A 20972-nucleotide genomic window follows, 5' to 3' on the forward strand; every position below is an offset into this window, starting at 1 on the left:
TATCGATATACAGTTTGGGAACACATTTCTCGTAGCCACACTTTGGGCAAATCTGTCTCATGCTTTTCTTTGTTTTCAACTTCTTACCTCGATTTATTTATATATTTTCTTTATTCTAGCTCATTCATTGAACTAAACTGTCCTTTAGCTGAACAAAAACAACCGATCACGTGAACTGTACCTCCATTGTTAGTCGTGTTTAACAAATGGGGTGCAGCTCACAAGCTGATCGACTGCTGTCTGAGGTTTATTGAGTTACCGTATACTTTTAGTGTAACAAATGACGACGAATATAATTTGACACTTCAGTATCATCAAAAACCGAAATGCTTTTCAACTTCCAGTAACATCTGATCTTTATTAGACTGAGATGTTCTCATAAACCATTTTAATTGATACTGCTCTGCTTGTTGCAGGTAATGATTCGATGCTCTAACCACCGTGTTTAATGTTTCTTCCCGTGCACGTTGTGGATCTGATAAACTAGGGAACAAACCCTCCATGCCTCTCAGATGATCCCGATCCAAATACTCCGCTCGAACTAGGTCATCTTCTGCAAACATATAAACAACTCGGTTGGGGTTAACAATCTCCCTTAGATAAGCAGGTTCCATAAAAGTATCTACTACGATTGGCTTCTCTTTCCCCATCTGTAACAAATCCAAAATAATAAACTCAACGCTTTCATCAAACACTGAATTTAACCAGTGACTTCTATCGTTCCCACGCCCTAAAAAGAACCATTCTCAATCAATGAAGTGTCGCAAAATTGCTGGATGATCCTGCGGATTAGCCTTTTTTTGATAATCGAAAGTGTGGTCATCTGAAGAATAATAATTCATATCCCATTTTGAAGAAAGTAAATTAGTCATCGTGCTTTTGCCGCCGCAAGGGCCTCCACATATCCAATAAACGTGATCTAAATATTGTCTTAATAGTCGATCTGAAATTTTCATTGTACAACCATCCCCCTGTATAAGAATGTTTCTTAAATGGGAGAATATCTCATTTTGTTCGCATTAAATGTCCAGGTCGCTGGCATTGCTACACCGCCTTTCCGAGCTTAATTTCTGATAAATTTATTCCTCGGAATCACTTTTCACAATCACAACTAATGATCTGTATACTGCAAAGCGTGAATCGGTGTACCTTTAGTGATTTCACCTGTCAATGTATTGATTTCTAGTAGCTCTACTAAAACCTTCCATCCATTTTCGCTTTTGAAAATTTTATACGGGAGTGGTGGTGACTGTTCGTAGTCTTGTCCTGCATACTTTTGAACTACGTAAAGTTGAACTTCATCCGTATTGATTTGTTTGCTTTCCACAATTTCATACCCTGTAGTTGGATTGGTTTTAAAATCCTTCACATATCCTTCTTCACGACTTTTCTCATCCAAATAATTTGTATCTTTAGAATAGAACATCATTCCTTCAACATCCCTAGCAATGTAAGCCTGAAAGTACTCCGTTGCTGCTTCCATCGGAGTTTGGGCTACGACTCTTTCCGCAGTTGTAGTCGATGCTACTAAAATAGAACCAGCAACAACACTGGCAAGTAAAAGCGATACTAATCCTTTTCGTTTCATGGATTGAGAACTCCTTTTTAGTGATAGAGTTGGTAATAGTGATCAAATTTTCTTTGAGATCTATTTAGTATAACGCATTGAATTATTGGAAAGTTTTTATATTTATGAGAAATTTGTTTACATCTATCTTTTAGCCTCTTTATCCAAACTCTTCTTTACGCCCACCTCACTTAATGTTAGATTTTATAACATATCATTATGAAAGCGAGTGGGTTAAAGATGGATCTGCGACAGTTATTGACTATCCCCATTCTCTCCAAAGCAAAGGTCATTGCCGGGCATCGTGGCCTTGATCGCTTGGTGCAATCGATTAATATTATGGACGCACCAGATATTGTCCAATTCCTGAAGCCAGGGGATATGCTGCTGACGAACGGTTATATCCTAAAAGATCGTCCCGATGCTCATCTTGCATTCATTACAGACATGCATGCAATTGGTTGTGCAGCGCTTGCTGTCAAGACACAGCGTTTCTCTCTTGAATTATCTCCGCAACTGCTTGAGATAGCCGACAGACTAGGCTTCCCAATCATCGAGCTGTCTGAGATAGACAATACACTCGGTGAGATATTTCAACATTCGATCAGTGCCATCCTCCAGAACAAAACCCATGAGCTACACTACGCCTTGTCTATTCACAAGCAATTTTCCACGATGGTGATGCAGGGAAAAGGCATACCATCCATCGTAGATACATTGTCTCAGTTGCTATCCTCACCTGTACTTCTGCTTGGTTCGAAGAAACAGATTACGGCAAGCTCCCATTATGCACAACAGATGGATCACCAGTCTCTCGCCGCGCCCTTACTGACTTTTATAGATGAGTCCCCTTCCTTCCACACCGCAATCTCGATCTGTCTACTTACTGCTGATAAATATCGACATGCTGAGCTTCATCCCATCTTCACGGATCGGCACGAGGGTTATTTGATCGCACTATACGAGAGTTCCGCAAGCTCTAAACTCTCCACTCTGGCACTGGAGCAAGCCGTCAATGTGATCGGCCTGGAGTTAACCAAGAAACAAGCCGTCAAGGAACGCTCCCGCCGTTACAAAAATGAATATTTCTCCGATCTCATTCAAGGCTTCATTCGTTCGGAACAAGAAGCGCTACATCGCGGCAAGAAATATGGGCTGCAAGCCAAAGGGAGTTCTGTTCTCATCATCGCCAAAAAGGATGAATCCTTAGCGGACATACCTAAGCAGAACTCTACTCCCTCTGGGGGAGAGCGTTTCATCTCGGAACGAGACGCTAATTATGAGCTGATTAAACAGGAATTCGCCCGATTGGATCTCTCCTTTGTCATGTTCACTAAGAACGACCAGTTCGGCATACTCGTCTTTTTGGCCGAATCGTCTTGGGACGAACATACCGTTGTTCAGCAGCTTGAGCGGATCGCGAGCAGTCTGTATACAGAGTCGCAACTCAGCCTATCCTTCGGAATAGGTAATCCCTACACAAACGTATTGGATATCGGACTCTCCTATAAGGAGGCAGTCAAGGCCCTCCAATCCGGCTATCAGATGCGAAAGACCCGCTTCGCTCACTCCTATCAAACCATGGATATAAGCCGTCTGCTGCGCATGATTCCTTACGATGAGATGCTGCAATTCCATCACGAAACCTTTAAGGCCTTCGCTGACCGAGATCCAAATGAGCGTAACGAGCTTATGAAAACCTTGTCCTCTTTCTATGAGAATCATTGCCAGATCGTTGATACAGCCAAAGAGCTGTTCGTACATCGCAATACAGTGATCTATAGGTTGGAAAAATGCGAGAAACTGACCGGCAGGAACATTAAGGACCCGATGGAGAGCCTGCGCTTCCGACTTGCCTTCGCGCTTGAGTCCCTTTTGAATGTTAATCCAGCTCCTAGTGAAGCTAATCATACGTCTTGAACCGAGGACGTGTCATGTATAATGACACGTTTTTTTTGTTTTCTTTTCATATTCAATTCAGATTCAATCTTCATTTGTGCATTTTAACTGATTTAATTCTATTTTTATGTTCAGAGTAACTAATGACAACTGTACAAACAGTCTATATGATTAGGAATATATTCATCAATGTTATATTAATTAACATAAATTCGCATCAAGAAACAAACAAACATCAGGCTGTAGGAAAGGGGCTACCTATCATGGCTATACAGATACAAGGCGTATCCAAATCATTTGTCAGTGCAACCGGAGAAGATATTCAGGTCCTGGCTGAGGTTTCGATGCAAATCAAAAAGCAGGAGTTCTTCAGCATCGTGGGACCGAGCGGCTGCGGCAAAAGTACGATCTTCAACATTATCGCGGGTCTGCTTAAGCCAACAAATGGCAAGGTTATCGTCTGTGGCGAAGAGATCGATCAGACCACCGGACATGTCGGTTATATGATGCAGAAGGACCTGTTACTTCCTTGGAGAAGCATCCTGGACAATGTCACGTTAGGCTTGGAAGTGAAGGGCATGTCCAAAAAGGATCGCAGCGATATTGCCATGGATTACTTGGATCGTTACGGCCTGGCTTCATTCGCAGAAGCCTATCCCTCCACACTATCTGGCGGTATGCGCCAACGTGTAGCCCTCATACGCACCCTCGTTACCCAGCCCGATATTATATTACTGGACGAACCCTTCTCCGCACTTGATTATCAGACCAGACTCATTCTGGAAGATGAAATCTTGTCCATCCTAAAGTCCGAGGGCAAGACAGGCGTCCTGATCACACATGACATCGAGGAAGCGATCGCCATCTCCGACCGTATTGCCGTCATGAGTAAACGACCAACAACCGTGAAGCAGGTGTATGACATTGGGCTCGCTTCCCAATACGGTTCAGCACTGAAAGCCCGCTCCGACCACAAGTTCAAACAGTATTTTGAATCGATCTGGTCAGAGCTTGATATCCAAATGGGGAGGATCAGCTAATGAAGAGCACATCACCTGAAATTACCCTTGCCGGGAAGCCTGCTGGAGTTGCGAAGAGCAAACGTAGACAGTCCACTTTCTCCAAAGAATGGCTGATGACGATGCTATGGCGGTTCACTATCGTAGCGGTCATCCTGGTGATCTGGGAATCCGCCGTTCGTTTGAAGCTGGTTAATGGATTCCTCATGGGATCTCCAAGCGCCATTCTCGATGCCGCCATCACGATGGCCAGCTCAGGGCAACTGCTTACAGACGCGTTTGCAACGGTGAATGCCACCGTTATCGGCTTTGTAGCCGGAAGCTTAATCGGATCATTGGCAGGACTGCTCATGTGGTATTCCAAGTCCGTTGCCCGTGTACTCGATCCATTCATTGTAGCGATGAACGGTATTCCGAAGATCGCACTTGCTCCCATGATTATCATCTGGTTTGGCTCAGGCATCTTCTCCAAAATTGCTCTGGCCTCCGTGGCGACATTTATCGTCGCGCTATTATCCGCCTACCAAGCGACGCATCAAATCGACGAATCCCAGATTAATCTGATGAAATCCTTCGGTGCGAAGAAATCACAAATTTTCCGCAAAATTATCGTTCCTTCCTCTCTGCCATGGATCATCTCGGCCTTCCGTATCAATATCGGTTTGGCACTGGTGTCTGTTGTAGGTGGAGAATTCATCTCTTCAGATAAAGGACTTGGACACATGGTATTCGTCGAAGGTAACCTGTTCAACCTTCCGGCCGTATGGGTCGGCGTGTTCATGCTTATGCTGGTCGCCATGCTCCTCTACACCTGTGTCGGTTATATCGAATCCCGTCTCCTTCCATGGAATGACAACAAGACCAGCAGCAAATCCACATCTGTATAGCTGACCTACAATGATTAAAGGGGACTGATGACTAATGCGTACATTCAAAAAGATAGCTTTTCTAGCAACGATGACGGTTATTTTGGCTACACTGCTCAGTGCATGCGGAAGCAATGCCACAACACCCGCGAGTGGTGCAGGTACATCTAATAGCGGGGGGCAAGCAAATACGCAGGTGGACAAAATTATGGTCTCCGAGGTGTATCACAACCTGCTCTACCTTCCCTTGTATGTAGCGAACAACCAAGGTTTTCTAAAGGAGAATCGCATTGAGCTCTCTTCCATACGTGCTGCCGGAAGCGGTCCAACAGCATTGTCTTCGGTGATCTCAGGCGAGTCGGCGTTCTCCTTCCACGGTCCTGAGCATGTCGCATTTGCTAATGCAAAGGGCGGAGATGCTCGCTCACTGGTCCTTCTATCCGGCAGTGCCCCAGTCTGGGCAGTTGCGCGAGAAGGAGTAACCGTGAACTCGACAGCGGATTTCAAAGGTAAAACCATCGTGGTGGGTTTGGCACCTACAAGTTCGAACAGCTTACTGCGGAAGCTGTTCGCTGACAATAACATCGATATCGACAAGGATGTGACGATCACCGAGGTTCAGAATGGCTCCGAGCTTGGTGCTGTATTAGCTGGCAAAGCCGATATTGCTATCGTTTACGAACCTCAGCTGGATCAAGGCATTGCAGAAGGACTGCATATTGTCCATGATTTCACAAAGGATTACCCTGACTTTGCCTTTGCAACGATGAATACAACCGCAAGTTTCATTGAAAAGAATCCTGATCTCATCCAGCGCTTTGTCACCTCTATTGAACAAGCCCTGGACTACATTCAATCGAATCCTGAAGGCGCAAAAGCAGTTGCCGTGAAGGAATTCCCGAATTTGGACAAAAACGTCGTGGAGCAAGCGGTACAACGCATGATCGACAGCAAGGTATATCCTGCGGAAGGACTCATCAATGAATCAGCATTCGAGACCGCAATCGATATGCAACGCTTCATCGGCAATCTGAAGGAAGACCTCGCTTACGAGGAGATTATCGATTCAAGCTTCACCACCAAATAGAGAGAGAAAGGGTGATTACTCTGAACCAGGACAACTATCTCACACACCGCCGTACAGAAAGCGCCAAATATGCGGACGGAGTTATTACCAGCGAGGAGCTTGCCCTATTTACAGCAGACTTGGAGCTGATTCGAAGCTTCAAGTTGCCAGAAGAAGTAGGGCCCAATCCCCCGCATAGGAGCGTGCCTCTGCGATGATTACGAAACCACTTAACGAGCTGACGATTGCTGAAGCCGCGACACTGATTAAAAATAAGTTGATATCTCCTGTCGAGCTTACAAGATCTTATTTGAATCGCATTGAGAAAGTAGAGCCTTCTGTGCAAGCCTTTGTTACGGTCACCGCCGAACAGGCTTTGCAGGCCGCAAGAGAGTCTGAACAAAAACTGATGAATGGCGAATATCTCGGTCCTCTGCATGGTATTCCCTATGGAGCCAAAGACATTATCCATACCGCTGGCATACGCACCTCCGCTGGATCAAGTACCTTTCCAGACTTCGTACCCGGAACGAATGCAACAGTGATTGATAAGTTGCAAGCTGCAGGAGCTATCCTGCTCGGCAAGACAACAACGACGGAATACGCCTTTCAGGGAGGAGAACCACCAACCCGCAACCCATGGAATTTAGAACATACCCCGGGCGGTTCCAGCTCCGGCTCTGCCGCTGCAGTAGCGGCTGGCATGGCTTCCTTCACACTCGGAACGCAGACCTTTGGATCTCTGCTCAGACCCGCAGCTTACAACGGATTAACCTGTATGAAACCCACTTACGGCAGGGTTAGCCGTAATGGTGTCATCCCAGCCAGTTGGAGCCTGGATCATATTGGCGCCTTCACTCGGTCCGCACAAGATAACGCAATCGTTCTGGAAGCAATGGTCGGACAAGATGAGCTGGACCCCTTCACGCTCCCTCATGGCAAGCCAGACTTAAAAAATGCTCTTGAGCATCCTATATCAGGAATGATGGTCGGGCTACCAAGCAGTTTCTTCCAGACTGATGAACCGGCGATCTTGTTAGCGGTAGAGTCGGCAATCGCTGTGCTTGAGAAGCTGGGCATGCAATGGAAGAAAGTTGACCTGCCTTCTTATATGGAAGAGACTATTGCTGCTCATCGTACGGTAATGCGGGCAGAAGCTGCCGCCTTCCATCAGGAACGCTACGCGGAAGCCTCTGATCGTTACGGCCACACGATGCGGGAGCAGCTTGAACTTGGTTACCAGACGAGTGCCGTTGATTATTTGCAGGCACAACGCATCCGAACGATATTCCGGAGCGAGATGATGATGCTTTTCGATGAAGTGGATGTGTTATTGACTCCATCAACACCCTATGTGGCCCCATACGGCTACAAGACGGGGAGCCCGATTTTTAACGGACCGTTCACCAATACGGGTCTACCGTCCATCACCGTACCCATCGGGTTTGATACCACCTCAGGGAAGCAATTACCTATCGGCATGCAGCTTGCTGGTCCACTTATGCGAGAAGACCGCTTGTTGTCCATTGCTCATCATTATCAGCAGGCTACGAACTGGCATCAGTTAACACCAATCATACACACTCATTAGGAAAGGAATGACAGCTACGATGTCTACCATCATACATGCAAGTGCAGCACCCAAGTTCCCACTTCCTTTCTCCCATGCTGTCCGCGCAGGAGATTTAGTCTACGTCGCAGGTCAAGTAGGTGTCAATCCACAGACGCTTGTGCCTATCGGCGGCATTAAGGAGCAGACTGAGCAGTGCATTCGTAATATTGAGGTGATCCTGCAAGAAGCCGGACTTACACTTGATCATATTGTGAAGGTAACCACTCATCTGGCCCGAGTCGAGGATCAGTCCGAATACAACGAAGTGTATGCGCGAATGATTAAACAACCCTATCCCGCCCGTATTACCGTATTCAGCGGGTTAGGCCCTTATTTAATTGAAATGGAAGTGCTGGCGTATGCACCTTCCATTCGAGGAGAGTAACACATCACCAAAGAGCACCTGTAGCCATAGATGGGTACAGGTGCTCTTTTTGTTCTAGAAACCCGGTTCTCTTTTGAAAAACGGGTTTCTTTTCGTATTCCTATTTTGTTTTAAAGCGAGATGATTCCTCGGCAAGTTGTTTGGTCAGTCCATCGATTCTCTGCACCATATCTGTCAAATGTTCCGTCATGCCGGACTGTTCCTGCATTGTTGCTGTGACTTCCTCAACAGAAGCCGACACCTCTTCACCGGAAGCAGACAAGTTCTGTGCCGCCCCAATGACGTCATCCTTATCACGTTCAATGGATTCGATCTCTGTGGCAATAGCTTGAACCTGGCTCATCATCTCATTCATATTCTCGGTGACAAAATTGAATGTCTCTTTGGTCTGGCTAACACTGCTCTTATGCTGTTCCGCAATCGCTTCAATAGCCTGAACACTCCGGTTATTCTGCTCCACGTGATCAATGGTCTGCATCACAATTCGGTTGATATCCTCCGATTGAGCTGTCGTCTGCTCTGCCAGCTTGCGGATCTCAGAAGCAACGACTGCGAAGCCACGTCCCTGATCACCAGCTCTCGCCGCCTCGATTGAAGCATTCAACGCAAGTAATTTCGTCTGATTTGCGATTTCGGCAATCGTACCTGTAATCTGGTGAATGCCCGAAGAACTTTCGGCGAGTTGCACTGTAATTTTGGAGATGTTACCAACTTCAATCTCGTTCTGTCCGTTCACCGCAATGAGTGCATCAATAACTTCATGATTATTTTTGAATGCATCCGTAATTTCATCTGCCTTGAACTTCACTGCCTGCGACATTCCATTCACGTTGGCAATCTTGTTACCAACATTCATGAATTTGTCCACAATGGCTTCCGTATCGTTCGCCTGGGACTCCATCGCTCGTGAAATCTCAAATGCTGTTGTCGTTGTTTCAGCAATCGTGGTCGAAGTTTGCTGAGTGGACTGTTCCAGCTCGGATGTACTAGTTTTCAGGATGCCGATGGAATGGTTCATGCTGGAGATCAGCTGTTTATTGCCTGCTGCCATGGTATTGAAGCTGTCCACCAATTGTTTGAATTCTCCGCTATATTTACCTTGAGCCTGCACCGTCAGATCGCCGTCAGCAAGCTGTCTGAACAACACAGTTAGTCTTGTAATTGGTCTGGTTACCAGCAAAGAGATCAGGATACCGGCTACGACGGAAACCGCAATAGCACTAAACAGAACAATATACATCTGTTTTGCCATCGCACGCAAAGGTTTCTGCACATCACTCATTTTATCTTCAACAACGACGGTCCAGTCCGATCTTGGGATTTTGGAATAATACGCCACTTTCTCATCTGTGCTAATATCCCCTTGTTGTAGTTCAGCGCCAGGAGCAAGATCTATCAATGATTGGTATTCGCCGGACTCCATCTTCTGGCCTGCCAACTTCTCATCCGCTGAATCGTAGATGACCGTACCTACACGGTCCAGAATGATCACTTTACCCTCATCATTAATATTGATATTTTGTAGCTGATTAACGAAGAACGAGGTGGATGCCGCAGATACGAGCACTCCCTGTACTTCTTGATTCTCATTGTAGATTGGCATGGCAAAAGCCGTACCGAGTTGTCCTGAGGACTTGGCTACAATTCCTTCACTAATCACGTTTTTACCCTGAATCGCTTCTTGGAAATATGCCCGATCTCCGCGTTCCGCCTTGATCACTGCCGGATCATTCGCTGCAATAATAATGCCATTCCGATCCAACAAAATCAGACTGTTGTTACCTTCCATACCTGCCAGACTGTCCGCGAGAATACCACTTGCCTTATCCAGCAGTTCATTGTTTTCCGAGAAAAAGTTCTCACCTTCCTGCCCATCCGTATTCCGAATCTCCAGCAGATCCTGGAAGGTCCGATGTGTTGTGATCAGAAAGGTGGATTTTTCTTCCAAACTCAGTGAAGCATACAAACCTGCCCCCACCCGGTCCGAGGTTGCCTTAATTTCATCTTTGCTTTTGTCGAGTGTAATAACTGCCGCTACGCTGTAACACACTACCGCAGTTACCGCCAGTACGATACACACCAGCAGACTGATCATAAGTGGTAACTTGACTCTGAACGACATGTTGCGCATGCGTTCTCTTGCCTTGCTAAATACCATGATTCCATTCACCATCCATTTTCATTTTCGTCATTAAGAAGTCCAAATTCTATGTATCTACTTTATATCGGTCGATATCAAATAATCTGTAAGCTGTTTCCCCAGTTATTCTAGGTCAAAGGCCACTGCAAACGATTGGAAAATGAAGACTTTGGGTTAATACAAAATATGACATCAACATCGTATAATATATGAAATACATATCGTGCAGGAAGAGGGGCTACCATTGAATCCGAAAATGCCTACTTTATTAAATGTCGAATAGGAGAAGTGATATGGCAAAAACAGCATTACCCACGCTATTAAATGTCGTGCGCATTTTATTAAGTGTAAAACTGATCTACGTAATTGTGTCCTTTATCGTGTTCCTCATTGACTTCAACCAGAACATGGAGGCCTATCTGGGTTTCTCACGCAAAGGAGATGATCTGGCTTACGCCTCTGGCGTAATCTTAGCCAGAATGTTGTTTATCATCGGTCCCAGCCTGCTCGCTGTTATATTCATCACCAAAAGAAAGTTCAAGCTCACCGTGACGTTTCTGAGTCTGGCGCTATTCGTTGCCATTCCGAATGAGAGTAACCTGTTCACCCTGATTCATCTCTTCGCCCTGCTCATCGTGCTTTTGCATCGTCCAAGCAAGATGTATCTGAAACGAAAGGATACCCTGTCAATGATGCCGTAGTTAAACCGAAGGGTTAATTCCAAAAGGGCCTGACGATGTCGTCAGGCTTTTTTCTGTTAGTACGTATAAGCTGGATCGCATTGTTTTCCGTTCACATGTTGTACTTCATTTCGTTATACTCGTTGTAAGCTACCTCGACAGGCATACAAAAAAATACCCTACAGAGAGACTAATACGTGTCTGCTCCATAGGGTACATTTTATGATAAAAGCTTATATAACCGCGAATTCCGTGTTGAAATCAAATTGCATACTTAACCCAGATCGGCAATCCGCTGTCCAATACGTGGAAACAGCCCAAAGGCATTCTCGTAGAACACTTTATCATGATGCTGTTCCGGTACAAGTCGGCGGACAAATTCGGCATACAGATCGATTTGCGCAAGCGGCCAGTCGGTGCCAAACAGCATTTTCTCGTAATGATCCGAATAGACCAAGGCCCGGCGGAAATGATCCATGAACAAAGGTTCGTTCATGAACCGTTCAAAATGAGGCCGATCCCCCACCACAAGACCGGACAAATCCGCGTACACGTTAGGATTCTTCGCCACCACTTCAGCTGCATCCATCACCCAGGGATCACCCAGATGACAGATCATAAAGTTCACACCGCGCTGCTGCAAGGCTAATTCATCCACCGTCAGTGGATGCGAATACTTGAGCAATCCATTCATGGAGTACGTGTCACCCGTATGAATCACGACAGGCAGGTTGTACTTGGCTGCGAGTTCATAGACCGGAGTATAGATTTTGTCATACACATAGTGATGATAGTATCCGGCATAGAGTTTGATTCCGGCTACCTCCGGGGATTGCAGTCTAGCTTCAATCCGGTCAAGCTCGTCCTGCGCGTGTTTACCGTCTAGCGCATTGGGATTGATCCCCACACATTCCATGAGGAATGACGGAACTTTCTCTTCTAGGTCAAGTCCCATCGGGTTAGGGGAACTGGAATCCGGGAACGCGCCCTTCGTCTGCTCCGTAACCCCCATTCCGATACCCAGAATGACGTCGTTCTTATCAAACTCCGCTTTAAGACCAGCGGCAGAGTAATCCACTTTCGATAGATCGATCGCTGTTCGGTGAAAGCTGTCGATGTCCGACAGATGAATATGAATATCAATGATCGGCATGTGAAGCCTCCTTTTCATCGGTAGAAGTTGCAAAATTCAGTTTGAGAAGGTCATGCACATCCGCTGAACTCAGCGGGATTGGTCCCAGAACCAGATATGTCGGCTCCGTCCAGACCGTTTCTCCCTGTTGGAGAGTCAGATGATGATTCACGTTCAGACCCGTCACCTGATTATTGGCAAACCCCCACGCACTCTGATTCGGGTAACGCTGGACCGCATGCAGCATGTTTTCACGCGAAACCGATCCTACCCGCAAAAGGTCTTCAAGTGGCAGGCCCACATCCACCTTGCCGAGCGGGAATCGATCTTTACCCGGTTGCTCTATCCAACCTTCCGCAAATACAGATGATGGCTGGAGGAAACGTTCCTCCGCAAGCGAGTAATCCGTCAGCGTCAGGCCGCTTTCGTTGGTCACGGCAAGCAGCGTACATAGCACAGGAACACCCGGGAGCATCAGATAATGCTGGTGGATCGTGATTCCCCGATTCGCTTCATGCTTTTCAATCCGGGTGGTCAGCTTAATACCCTTCCAAACGTTGCCGTATTGATCCTTCTGCTCTGTCCAGGAAGCGGCTCTCTGTTCCAACTGGCGGCTGAAACCATTCATGCCTGGAACCCCCACACCCAGCCCGCCGTACCACGGATTCCACCACGAGCGTGGAGCCGGTTCAGGGTATGAGCTATCCAGCCATTCTTCTCCTGCATATTTCAGGGAGTGTACTACACTCCCGAATTCAGGAGCAACGGCGATCGACAACACTCCATTGTCTACGGTGTACAAAGGTCCAGATGAACCTTCTTCAATCTTCTGCTTCACCTCTGTTCCGCTCTGCGGGAACCAAAGGGCAGTTCGCTCCTGAATCCGATCTTCGCCCCGGTATAGCCCACGAACTTTCCAACCACTCACGTGTTGGTCTCGGTCCGCTTCGTCTGGTGAAAATGTCAGCTTGGCAGAGTTTAGATTCTGCTCCGGATTGAATTCCTTCGCATTGGCCATAACCTCCGGTTTGCCACCCTGCTGTACATACAGCTCCAGCTTGCCCGCAAGCGAAACCAGTTTGTGTTCAGTCAACGTTGCTTGCAGCACATCCGGGGCAAATGGATTCCCCTCACTCAGTGTCAGATCCAGATGACTGTCCAGCAACGGAATGACCGGGTTACGCTGCTTCCGCGCAAAAGCACGGAAATCCGACCATTTGGCAAACGTGTTCAAAGCATATACAGTTGCTTTTGTCCGCACAACGGCTCCTGCAGGAATACGGCCAAGCTCATGCTGAAACCCCAGCGTGTATTCCGGGCGAAGCAACTTCAGAGAAGGGTCCCAATAGATACCGCTGGCACCATACTCCTCCTTACAGAACAGCCAGTTCTCCGTGATTTGGGCGCTGTCCCAATGGCTCGGATCACCAGCGTAAGAATCCCCCATATCCACAAAACGGCCTTGATACGGTAAAATTAGCTGGTTTCCGTAGAAACCAAAGTTATTCATCAGAAACAGCTCTTCTTCCCAGGCGGTATCTCGTGTATTTTCAACCTCATGGTGGAATTCGGCGATTCCATTCGCAGACAGCTTGACCACAGATTTAATCTGCAAGCCAGGGAAATCCTCCGAGTCATACAGTGCTTCAAGAACCTGACGTTCCCCTTCGGCATAAATATTCACTTCTTTTGCTTGTTTCTTGGATAACTCTTCGGCAAACGGCTTACCCAGCTTCGGATAAGTCCACCAGAATGAATGACGGGAACCGGGATATTCAATCCACATGACATTATCATGCTTGTTCATATGGAGCGAGAATGCGCCGTTAACAGCCACCCATTGATCCTCAATCTGCCCGCCATATTTCCCTTCGATTCCCTTCATCAGTACAGAAATTTTGCTTGTAAAAGAGATCGCATGGTTCCCTACTGGGACAGCCGTCACTTCTACTTCTTGGGAATAGAGACCATATGAACGCAAGGTGAAAGGCACTGGCACAGACATTTTGCCTTTGGCAGGCACCGTAAAGACCACCGAACGCTCCGTCCATTCCAGGAATTCATCCTCTGGCAGGTCCAAGCTGAACTCCGTTTCGGCATCCACATTATTTTCCACGTTCAGAACCAACTCAGCCGGGATGCCTGGATAGAGCTCCTTCACAGGCAAGATGGTCTTGATCTTGGCCGGGAATTTCGGGGCGATACCCAACCTGAACTCCGCTTTCTTACCACCGATCAACCATGTGCTGGCAACCACGGGATGGGTCTTATTGTTATTCTGTTCCTCTGTAATTGGATCAAGGTGAAACTCACCTTCCACGATGATGGTTTCTCCCGGAGCCACTGCTCGTGCAACGTCCAGCGCAAATCGAATGTTTTTGTTATCCTCACCCTTGATCTCAACCGCCAGTTCGGACGCAGAAGTGTTCTTGATGCGATAGCGAACCTTATAGCTGGAACCGAATACCAGATCATGATCGTCGACCTCTGTTGAGATCTCGTAATCCGGTGTTTCGAGGGCAGTCAGCCCGCGACCCGACTTTTCAAATGCAGCCCGCAGGAAGACATCTCCCTTTTTCCACGTGTAGTCAAAGAAATCAAAACCGCGCTCCCGTCGGCCATCCGGCTCGATTACGAGTTCACGCGTGCTGTCTGCATACCAATCCAACTCCTCAAAATAAGGAGCGATTGCTTCGGTCTGCAAAATGGTAGGGATGAAATTCATCAGATGCACATGTTCATCTTTTTTCTCCCAGAAGAATCCACATTTCTTGTACATCGGTACAGCCTTCGTGTTGCCTGCCCATGTGAACAGATCCAGGCGGGGCCATCCGGCCTCCACGGTCTTGCGCACAGCATTCAGGATCAGATTACGTCCGACCTTGTAACCGTGATAGTCGGGGCGTACATTAAGCAGCGGTACATATAGCGCTCTCTCGTCATAGCGGTAATGAGCAAAACTGCAGAAGCCAACAACCTCTTTCTCATGAACAGCTAGAAACACATAAAGATTGGACGAACTCTCCATCTCCCGGCGAACGGTTTCCTCCGTCCTAAGGTTGGTGCCACCTCCCCAGCTTTCGTTACTGCGGTTCCACATATCCGCAAGTGCGGCAGCGTAAGAGGGATCGTATTCAATAATATGGATCTGGTCGATAATCGAAGTTACGGTCATATTTGGATCTCCTTATCTTTATCTATAAGATGGTCTTTGTGAACTTTCAATATGGCCTTTGCCCGATAGCCGCAGAGATAATACAGGCCATGTTTGAAGAAGCTAGTGATAGTCTTATCATACTATAATTGGAAACATTTTCAGAGAATTAAAAATCTTTCTTTCCAACTTATATGTGCCTTTCGGAAGCTCTTGTTAGAAGCGTCAAGGATGGACGAATCTATTTAGGCATGAAAGAAAAAATCCACGTCTTTTAGTTAGACGTGGATTTAGGAATATGATCAGCTACTAATTTTCAATTATGCCAATATAGAACGGACATTGCGTAGAACTGATTTCATAAATTCAGAGGTTGGTTCGGCATGCCCCGCAATTTGGATACGTCGTTGCCGCACATCAAGACTCTTCAACTGATCCGTCAAAACAACACCTGAAAATGGTAGCTCTTCTGGTAGTGTAACTTCAAAAGGATAATCCTTGGCTTGGCTCGTTATGGGACATACAACGGCAAAACCCGTTATTTCATTGAATTCAAGTTCCGATAGAACAATAGCCGGTCGTCTCCCGGCTTGCTCGTGACCCGCTTGAGGATCAAAGTCAAGCCATATCAGATCGCCTCGTTTGGGAATAATCAAAGTAACTCTTTCCCTTCGGTACCAAAGTCTATTTCTTCATGTCTTGTATCCTGTTTCACTTTAGAGAGCAAAGTCTTTAGATGGTTACGTAGTTCCTCATTGGACTCTACAGGCTTGGTTTTTGGACGCAACAACAATTCATTATCTTCTGTCACCAAAATCTCGATTTCCGAGCCTTCTTCCAGATTAAGACGCTTAAGCAATTGGTTAGGAATGCGAATTGCACTGCTATTTCCCCATTTGCTAAGTGTGGCTGTAGTCATGGCAATCCCACGCCTTTCGTTTGGTTGATGCTCCAATTATACCTCACCTCCCTACAGTTGTATATCTATATGATATACATGAAACAATAAAAGGATACATTGTATTCAACCATAAAATAATGATTGTACAGCCTATGATTATGAATAGATATACCATTGGTATAAAGCAAAATAAGAAGCATATAAAAAAACCTCATTTGGTCGAAACGAGGTTTCCCAGTCAGATCATCCCCAACAATGAAAAACAGCTGGTATCCACTTCTGTATGAAGTGTCAATGAATCCATGCCTTATGTACGGGTAAACATATTGCCGCAGTGTGACCTGAAAAGGCCTTTCATGTGAACTTTGACAAGCTCTATTCGCTATTGTTACTCTTTGTACAGGAGTGTTTCTTTTATATATAAAAAAAGATAGATTCATGGAGGGAAAGCATGACAGAATGGATCACGCAATTTATACTCTTTTTTAAAGATTTGTCATACGCAGGTCTCGTTATTGCCTTGTCGTTTGAATTCGTACCTGCTGAACTTGTGCTGCCCATGGCTGGATATTGGGTGTATCTTGGGGATATGAAGCTTTGGCTGGCTATACTCGCTGGTACCGTAGGTGGAACGTTTGGACCTCTGACGTTGTATGCCCTGGGACGATATGGCGGCAGGCCGATGGTCGAAAAATTCGGCAAGTATTTCTTGATTCGCCCCCACCATCTGGACGCTTCCGATAAGTTCTTCGAGAAGTATGGCAGCGGGGTAGCATTCTATGGACGTTTTGTACCCGGTATTCGGACAGTCATCTCGATCCCATGTGGAATGGCGAAGATGAATGTGTTTAAATTCAGTATCTTTACATTCTTGGCCATGCTTCCGATCACCTCATTGTACATCTACTTAGGCTTCAAACTAGGCTCTCAATGGGAGCATGTGGATGAGATTGTTAAACCTTATATCGTTCCGGCAGCGGTTATTTTCTTAGGTGCTTTTGGATTTTACGTGCTTTTGAAACGTTGGAAAAGAAGAACGGCTTTGAACAAGTCATAGATTTGTTTAAGTAAGGAAAAGAGATGGGAAGTCAGAGGTGATTGTTACTCATTGACTGGTCAGAATACATGTAAAGCCCCGCCGATCGTGAGAATCAGCGGGGCTTTTGTTTAGGGAAAAAAGAAGAATCCACTATATGCGGATTCCTTTTTTAGCCATCATAGACTTAAAGTCTTGATTTACTTTATTTATATGTTTTTCGTAACCTACCGTACCGAGGTCGCCCCTGTATGCCTCACGTATCCTTTTCATTTCAAGCTCTATGGAATGCTCTGCGCCTACCGGTGGTGGAACAATCATTACGCCATTTGACATATTTCACCCTCCCAATATTCCTATATCAGTTCCTGCCTTCTTTTCAAATACACATACAACACTACGCCAGATGCCGCACAGATCACAGCACATAAACCAATGAATCCATATCCCGCCTGAAGTCCGCGCAGCAGCCCCAACTGAGTCGTTGAACCGTACAGATTCTTCACACCTTCAATCACCCAGCCAATCACATAGTTACCGATGACACTACCAACCCCCATCAAGGTAACCGTGAACGTAATCGCGGTGTCACTGCCGTTCGGATATCTGCGTGCGATAAATGCCATAACTGTTGGATAGATCATCGCAATACCTGCACCAGATATCGCAAAGAAAATTGCAAGACGCTCCCCCCCTGCAAGCGCCACGAACGTACATACTCCCGAGAACGCCGAGAACAGAATCAGTGACAATACAAATCCGATCCGGTCCGTCAATGGTCCAAGCAGCAAGCGTCCCAGCGAGAACGTGAGGAAGAACGCAGATAATAACCCGGAGGCTTTGACCGTGTCCCACGTGTAGGCTTTTTCCAGGAAATTAACCAGCCAACCCCCAACCGCCAGTTCCGATACCACGCCAAAAGAAAGAATAAGCACCATCAGCCATAGGGCTGGATCACGTGTTAACGTCTTCAGTGATGTCCGATCTTCATGAGCAAGATCATCCCCCGGGAATTTGCTGCGCAGCGCCGCAATGATCGGCAGCAGACAGAGTGATAACATCACCAGATACATACCGCGCCAGTCCAGTTCGTGTCCAAACACCTTCAATGACATGACACCCGTCGCCAGCAAAGGTGCTACCGTTGAACTCAGCCCATAGAAGAAATGGGACAGGTTCATCATCGTGCCTGTGTTTTTTACAAAAATCCGCGCACCCAGAATCGCCAAAGCAATCTCCAGCATACCGTTACCGATGTACATGAAGAAGTATGATGAAGCAAAGAGTGGATAGGTATGAGACACATAAATGAACACACCTGATAGGATCATCGATGCAAACGATATGATGCTAACTGCCTTAATGCCCCATTTGCGAACCAGAATAGCCGTGAAGGAGCAGGCGATCAGGTACCCTAATGCATTCAGGGACAATAACGTCCCTAGCTGTTTCTCATCCAAATTGAAGTCGAATTGAATTCGCGGAATGGCCGGCCCCTTAATATTTTCCGATATTCCAAATACGATAAATCCCAGAAAGATTGTTGCCAGTTGCATGGCGTACAGCTTGTTGAACTTTCGTTTGTTCCCTTGCGTACCTGCTTGCTGATTCAAAATAAGTTCCTCCATTGTGTTCAGAAAAATGATTGCCCGTTATAACTACGATTGCAGTACCATCTTCCGACCGCTGTTATCCCTGTATTTTTTTGAATTGTTCCTAAAGGTGAAAATACAGTGATAAAGGCGTTCTTCAGATTGGTTCTGCCCTCTCCGTTATCGTGTCAATGATTTGTACATTTGAACTAGGAAACATGGTTAAGCTTTATTCCTAGAAATAGAATACTCGTAAAAGCTCCTTTTTCCTTTACCATTGCTTCTCAATCACCTGGATGCGGTAGGTCAGGCTCTCCAGCGTCACCGCGACTAGCCCAGTCACATATTCGCGCCGAGTGTCTCTTTGGATAATCAACTCAGGCATATGCTCCTGTGGAATCATTCGATCCAGACAACCTTGCGTCAGGTCATCCCTCATAGCAGGGTCCGTCGTATCCCCTGTGACCACAATCGTAGCCGGGTTAATGATCGCGATGATGGATACAAGCGTCTGTACGACGAGCTCCTGCAAACCCTCTGTCGTTTTCAACATGCGCAATTGCTCTTCCCGTGACACGCCAAAAGGTAAAAAGGACACCTCGCCCCCAAATTGCGTATTCCCGGTCAGCGGACGACCATCAATGATAAATCCTGCACCCGGAAAATGGTTCTCTGGGAAAGTCACCACCGCAAAGTTCTTCTCTTCCTCAAATTGTTGCTGGTTATACAATCCATAGACCGTGAGGTTCATGTCGTTGCCAATGACCACTTCCACGTCTTCATACTGTTCTTTAAGCCTTGGCCCAAGCGGCTGATACATCAGCTCCGGTACATCGCAAATGCCAATAATACCGTTGTGTGCCACACCAGGTATACCGATACCAATCGCCTGCACATTGTGGTGTTGTTCGATCAGGTTCGCAATTAGATCCTCTACCACCGTTACATTAATTTCTTCCAAAATGAGCGTCTGTTCGTCCGCCAACTCTCCGTTCAGATTGGCATATGTATGTGTAATGGAGTGAATACCGCCCTCTGTTCGAATAATTAGGCACAGCACACTGGCGTAGTCCGCATTGAATTGATACCGACTCGCTGGTCTCCCCCCACTCGATTCATCCGGGCCCAGATCAATAATCTCACCCGTTTGGAGCAATTCGTTCAGGATCGTGCCGCATGTCGCCACGCTAAGTTTGGTCAGGTTCGCAATCGAAGCCTTCGTACCTACGCCCATGGATCGAAGCGTGTTCTTCACCAATTCAACGTTAATGCGCTTCACCTGTTGGGTGTTGTGTGATGTGGGTAACATGGTAAGTTATATGCCTCCTTTCGTTCATTTCGAATCATTCAATGAATGTTTTTAAAAGTATTTTAATAATTGAAGTGTAGGGGGAATTGCAGGGAAAGTCAATGCTTAATTGGAAGGGGAAAACGTTTGGACGGGAAGGCAAAAAGACAGTTCAAGATCATCTTGTGTGATCCTGTACTGTCCTTTAATTAAGGTGATTTTATGTAGACTGGCTCATTTGATTTGCCAAGATGCTCTTCTCCAGTCGGACTTTAAATAACTTTCGGTTTAAATCCTGTTCCATGGCATGTAGGTGATACGCAGCCTGTTTCACCGTGTCCATATGCAGCACCCCTGCCCGCTTGGCGATGATTTCCATGGCGTCGAGGATGAGTTTGTTGCATGTAACCAGTTGGTCTACATAATCGTCTTCCTGTTCTACGAGTTGTGCGTACTGCAAAGTTAAGTCTTCGCTGTTGGTACTTGTCATGTCATCACTCCTTTAATAAAAAGAGAGTAACACTTTGAGAAGACGAATGTGGTACGTAAAGAAGTAACATTATATAAGAATTTAAGAATCATTCCAGTCAGAAGATCTGTGTGTACATACTGTCACATCTCTTCCTTTGCATACT

21 protein-coding genes are annotated in these 20972 nt (G+C 46.3%); 9 read left to right on the forward strand and 12 right to left on the reverse strand.

Annotation, left to right across the window (positions count from 1 at the left end; genetic code table 11):
- Window positions 1–314: 314 nt before the first annotated feature.
- The 3 genes from MKY66_RS22255 to MKY66_RS22265 form a co-directional block, all read right to left on the reverse strand.
- Window positions 315–695, reverse strand: a complete 381-nt coding sequence (locus tag MKY66_RS22255; RefSeq protein WP_339805962.1) for a hypothetical protein — start codon at window positions 693–695, stop codon at window positions 315–317.
- Between the two features lie 51 nt (window positions 696–746).
- On the reverse strand, window positions 747–956 hold the full coding sequence (locus tag MKY66_RS22260; protein ID WP_256704348.1) for a hypothetical protein: 210 nt from the start codon (window positions 954–956) through the stop codon (window positions 747–749).
- Between the two features lie 155 nt (window positions 957–1111).
- Entirely contained in the window at window positions 1112–1588 is a 477-nt protein-coding gene (locus tag MKY66_RS22265) for a hypothetical protein (protein ID WP_076216398.1), read from the reverse strand.
- Window positions 1589–1825: 237 nt separating this feature from the next.
- On the opposite strand from MKY66_RS22265, the gene MKY66_RS22270 reads away from it, so the two are divergent.
- The 7 genes from MKY66_RS22270 (at window position 1826) to MKY66_RS22300 (ending at window position 8414) form a co-directional block, all read left to right on the forward strand.
- Entirely contained in the window at window positions 1826–3487 is a 1662-nt protein-coding gene (locus MKY66_RS22270; RefSeq protein ID WP_339805968.1) for a PucR family transcriptional regulator ligand-binding domain-containing protein, read from the forward strand.
- A 242-nt stretch (window positions 3488–3729) separates the two neighbouring features.
- Window positions 3730–4506 (forward strand): ABC transporter ATP-binding protein, encoded by a 777-nt coding sequence (locus MKY66_RS22275; protein ID WP_076216394.1) that lies wholly within the window; start codon window positions 3730–3732, stop codon window positions 4504–4506.
- Complete coding sequence (locus MKY66_RS22280; RefSeq protein ID WP_076216392.1) at window positions 4506–5372, forward strand: ABC transporter permease; 867 nt, start codon at window positions 4506–4508, stop codon at window positions 5370–5372. Before MKY66_RS22275 ends, MKY66_RS22280 begins: the two co-directional genes overlap by 1 nt.
- A 34-nt stretch (window positions 5373–5406) precedes the next feature.
- Window positions 5407–6438 carry an ABC transporter substrate-binding protein gene (locus MKY66_RS22285; protein ID WP_076216390.1) on the forward strand — a complete coding sequence of 344 codons (1032 nt, stop codon included), beginning with the start codon at window positions 5407–5409 and terminating at the stop codon, window positions 6436–6438.
- Between the two features lie 11 nt (window positions 6439–6449).
- Window positions 6450–6635 carry a hypothetical protein gene (locus MKY66_RS22290; protein ID WP_076216388.1) on the forward strand — a complete coding sequence of 62 codons (186 nt, stop codon included), beginning with the start codon at window positions 6450–6452 and terminating at the stop codon, window positions 6633–6635.
- Window positions 6632–8008 (forward strand): amidase, encoded by a 1377-nt coding sequence (locus MKY66_RS22295; RefSeq protein ID WP_076216386.1) that lies wholly within the window; start codon window positions 6632–6634, stop codon window positions 8006–8008. Before MKY66_RS22290 ends, MKY66_RS22295 begins: the two co-directional genes overlap by 4 nt.
- Window positions 8009–8027: 19 nt before the next feature.
- Window positions 8028–8414 (forward strand): RidA family protein, encoded by a 387-nt coding sequence (locus tag MKY66_RS22300; RefSeq protein ID WP_076216375.1) that lies wholly within the window; start codon window positions 8028–8030, stop codon window positions 8412–8414.
- Between the two features lie 100 nt (window positions 8415–8514).
- Here the strand turns inward: MKY66_RS22300 and MKY66_RS22305 are convergent, their stop codons facing one another.
- Window positions 8515–10572: a methyl-accepting chemotaxis protein gene (locus tag MKY66_RS22305; RefSeq protein WP_179088585.1), complete on the reverse strand. Its 2058-nt coding sequence runs from the start codon at window positions 10570–10572 to the stop codon at window positions 8515–8517.
- Window positions 10573–10847: 275 nt separating this feature from the next.
- Between MKY66_RS22305 and MKY66_RS22310 the strand changes: the two genes are divergently transcribed.
- Window positions 10848–11255, forward strand: a complete 408-nt coding sequence (locus MKY66_RS22310; protein ID WP_076216373.1) for a hypothetical protein — start codon at window positions 10848–10850, stop codon at window positions 11253–11255.
- Between the two features lie 253 nt (window positions 11256–11508).
- Here the strand turns inward: MKY66_RS22310 and MKY66_RS22315 are convergent, their stop codons facing one another.
- From MKY66_RS22315 to MKY66_RS22330, 4 genes are all read right to left on the reverse strand, one after another.
- Complete coding sequence (locus tag MKY66_RS22315) at window positions 11509–12387, reverse strand: TatD family hydrolase (protein WP_076216371.1); 879 nt, start codon at window positions 12385–12387, stop codon at window positions 11509–11511.
- A complete protein-coding gene (locus MKY66_RS22320; protein WP_076216369.1) occupies window positions 12374–15541 on the reverse strand; it encodes a GNAT family N-acetyltransferase in 3168 nt (1055 codons plus the stop codon). Before MKY66_RS22320 ends, MKY66_RS22315 begins: the two co-directional genes overlap by 14 nt.
- A 299-nt stretch (window positions 15542–15840) precedes the next feature.
- Window positions 15841–16176 (reverse strand): type II toxin-antitoxin system PemK/MazF family toxin, encoded by a 336-nt coding sequence (locus tag MKY66_RS22325; protein ID WP_017687002.1) that lies wholly within the window; start codon window positions 16174–16176, stop codon window positions 15841–15843.
- Entirely contained in the window at window positions 16173–16475 is a 303-nt protein-coding gene (locus MKY66_RS22330) for an AbrB/MazE/SpoVT family DNA-binding domain-containing protein (protein ID WP_083657369.1), read from the reverse strand. The genes MKY66_RS22325 and MKY66_RS22330 overlap by 4 nt, the downstream gene beginning before the upstream one ends.
- 397 nt (window positions 16476–16872) lie before the next feature.
- On the opposite strand from MKY66_RS22330, the gene MKY66_RS22335 reads away from it, so the two are divergent.
- A complete protein-coding gene (locus MKY66_RS22335; RefSeq protein WP_036617246.1) occupies window positions 16873–17478 on the forward strand; it encodes a DedA family protein in 606 nt (201 codons plus the stop codon).
- Between the two features lie 132 nt (window positions 17479–17610).
- Here the strand turns inward: MKY66_RS22335 and MKY66_RS22340 are convergent, their stop codons facing one another.
- The 4 genes from MKY66_RS22340 to MKY66_RS22355 form a co-directional block, all read right to left on the reverse strand.
- A complete protein-coding gene (locus tag MKY66_RS22340) occupies window positions 17611–17793 on the reverse strand; it encodes a hypothetical protein (RefSeq protein WP_076216367.1) in 183 nt (60 codons plus the stop codon).
- 20 nt (window positions 17794–17813) lie between these two features.
- On the reverse strand, window positions 17814–19013 hold the full coding sequence (locus tag MKY66_RS22345) for an MFS transporter (protein WP_051450021.1): 1200 nt from the start codon (window positions 19011–19013) through the stop codon (window positions 17814–17816).
- 307 nt (window positions 19014–19320) lie between these two features.
- Window positions 19321–20358 carry an ROK family protein gene (locus tag MKY66_RS22350; protein ID WP_083657368.1) on the reverse strand — a complete coding sequence of 346 codons (1038 nt, stop codon included), beginning with the start codon at window positions 20356–20358 and terminating at the stop codon, window positions 19321–19323.
- Between the two features lie 199 nt (window positions 20359–20557).
- Window positions 20558–20827, reverse strand: a complete 270-nt coding sequence (locus tag MKY66_RS22355; protein ID WP_076216363.1) for a hypothetical protein — start codon at window positions 20825–20827, stop codon at window positions 20558–20560.
- Window positions 20828–20972 lie beyond the last annotated feature (145 nt).

Source organism: Paenibacillus sp. FSL R5-0766, assembly GCF_037971845.1.
In the GTDB taxonomy this organism is placed as follows: domain Bacteria; phylum Bacillota; class Bacilli; order Paenibacillales; family Paenibacillaceae; genus Paenibacillus.

Coding starts and splice junctions, on each gene's coding strand:
- MKY66_RS22350 (WP_083657368.1), bottom strand. CDS start 20,358: ATGTTACCCACATCACACAACACCCAACAGGTGAAGCGCATTAACGTT.
- MKY66_RS22305 (WP_179088585.1), bottom strand. CDS start 10,572: ATGGTATTTAGCAAGGCAAGAGAACGCATGCGCAACATGTCGTTCAGA.
- MKY66_RS22265 (WP_076216398.1), bottom strand. CDS start 1,588: ATGAAACGAAAAGGATTAGTATCGCTTTTACTTGCCAGTGTTGTTGCT.
- MKY66_RS22340 (WP_076216367.1), bottom strand. CDS start 17,793: ATGTCAAATGGCGTAATGATTGTTCCACCACCGGTAGGCGCAGAGCAT.
- MKY66_RS22275 (WP_076216394.1), top strand. CDS start 3,730: ATGGCTATACAGATACAAGGCGTATCCAAATCATTTGTCAGTGCAACC.
- MKY66_RS22345 (WP_051450021.1), bottom strand. CDS start 19,013: ATGCAACTGGCAACAATCTTTCTGGGATTTATCGTATTTGGAATATCG.
- MKY66_RS22320 (WP_076216369.1), bottom strand. CDS start 15,541: ATGACCGTAACTTCGATTATCGACCAGATCCATATTATTGAATACGAT.
- MKY66_RS22260 (WP_256704348.1), bottom strand. CDS start 956: ATGAAAATTTCAGATCGACTATTAAGACAATATTTAGATCACGTTTAT.
- MKY66_RS22355 (WP_076216363.1), bottom strand. CDS start 20,827: ATGACAAGTACCAACAGCGAAGACTTAACTTTGCAGTACGCACAACTC.
- MKY66_RS22300 (WP_076216375.1), top strand. CDS start 8,028: ATGTCTACCATCATACATGCAAGTGCAGCACCCAAGTTCCCACTTCCT.
- MKY66_RS22335 (WP_036617246.1), top strand. CDS start 16,873: ATGACAGAATGGATCACGCAATTTATACTCTTTTTTAAAGATTTGTCA.
- MKY66_RS22315 (WP_076216371.1), bottom strand. CDS start 12,387: ATGCCGATCATTGATATTCATATTCATCTGTCGGACATCGACAGCTTT.
- MKY66_RS22280 (WP_076216392.1), top strand. CDS start 4,506: ATGAAGAGCACATCACCTGAAATTACCCTTGCCGGGAAGCCTGCTGGA.
- MKY66_RS22310 (WP_076216373.1), top strand. CDS start 10,848: ATGGCAAAAACAGCATTACCCACGCTATTAAATGTCGTGCGCATTTTA.
- MKY66_RS22295 (WP_076216386.1), top strand. CDS start 6,632: ATGATTACGAAACCACTTAACGAGCTGACGATTGCTGAAGCCGCGACA.
- MKY66_RS22285 (WP_076216390.1), top strand. CDS start 5,407: ATGCGTACATTCAAAAAGATAGCTTTTCTAGCAACGATGACGGTTATT.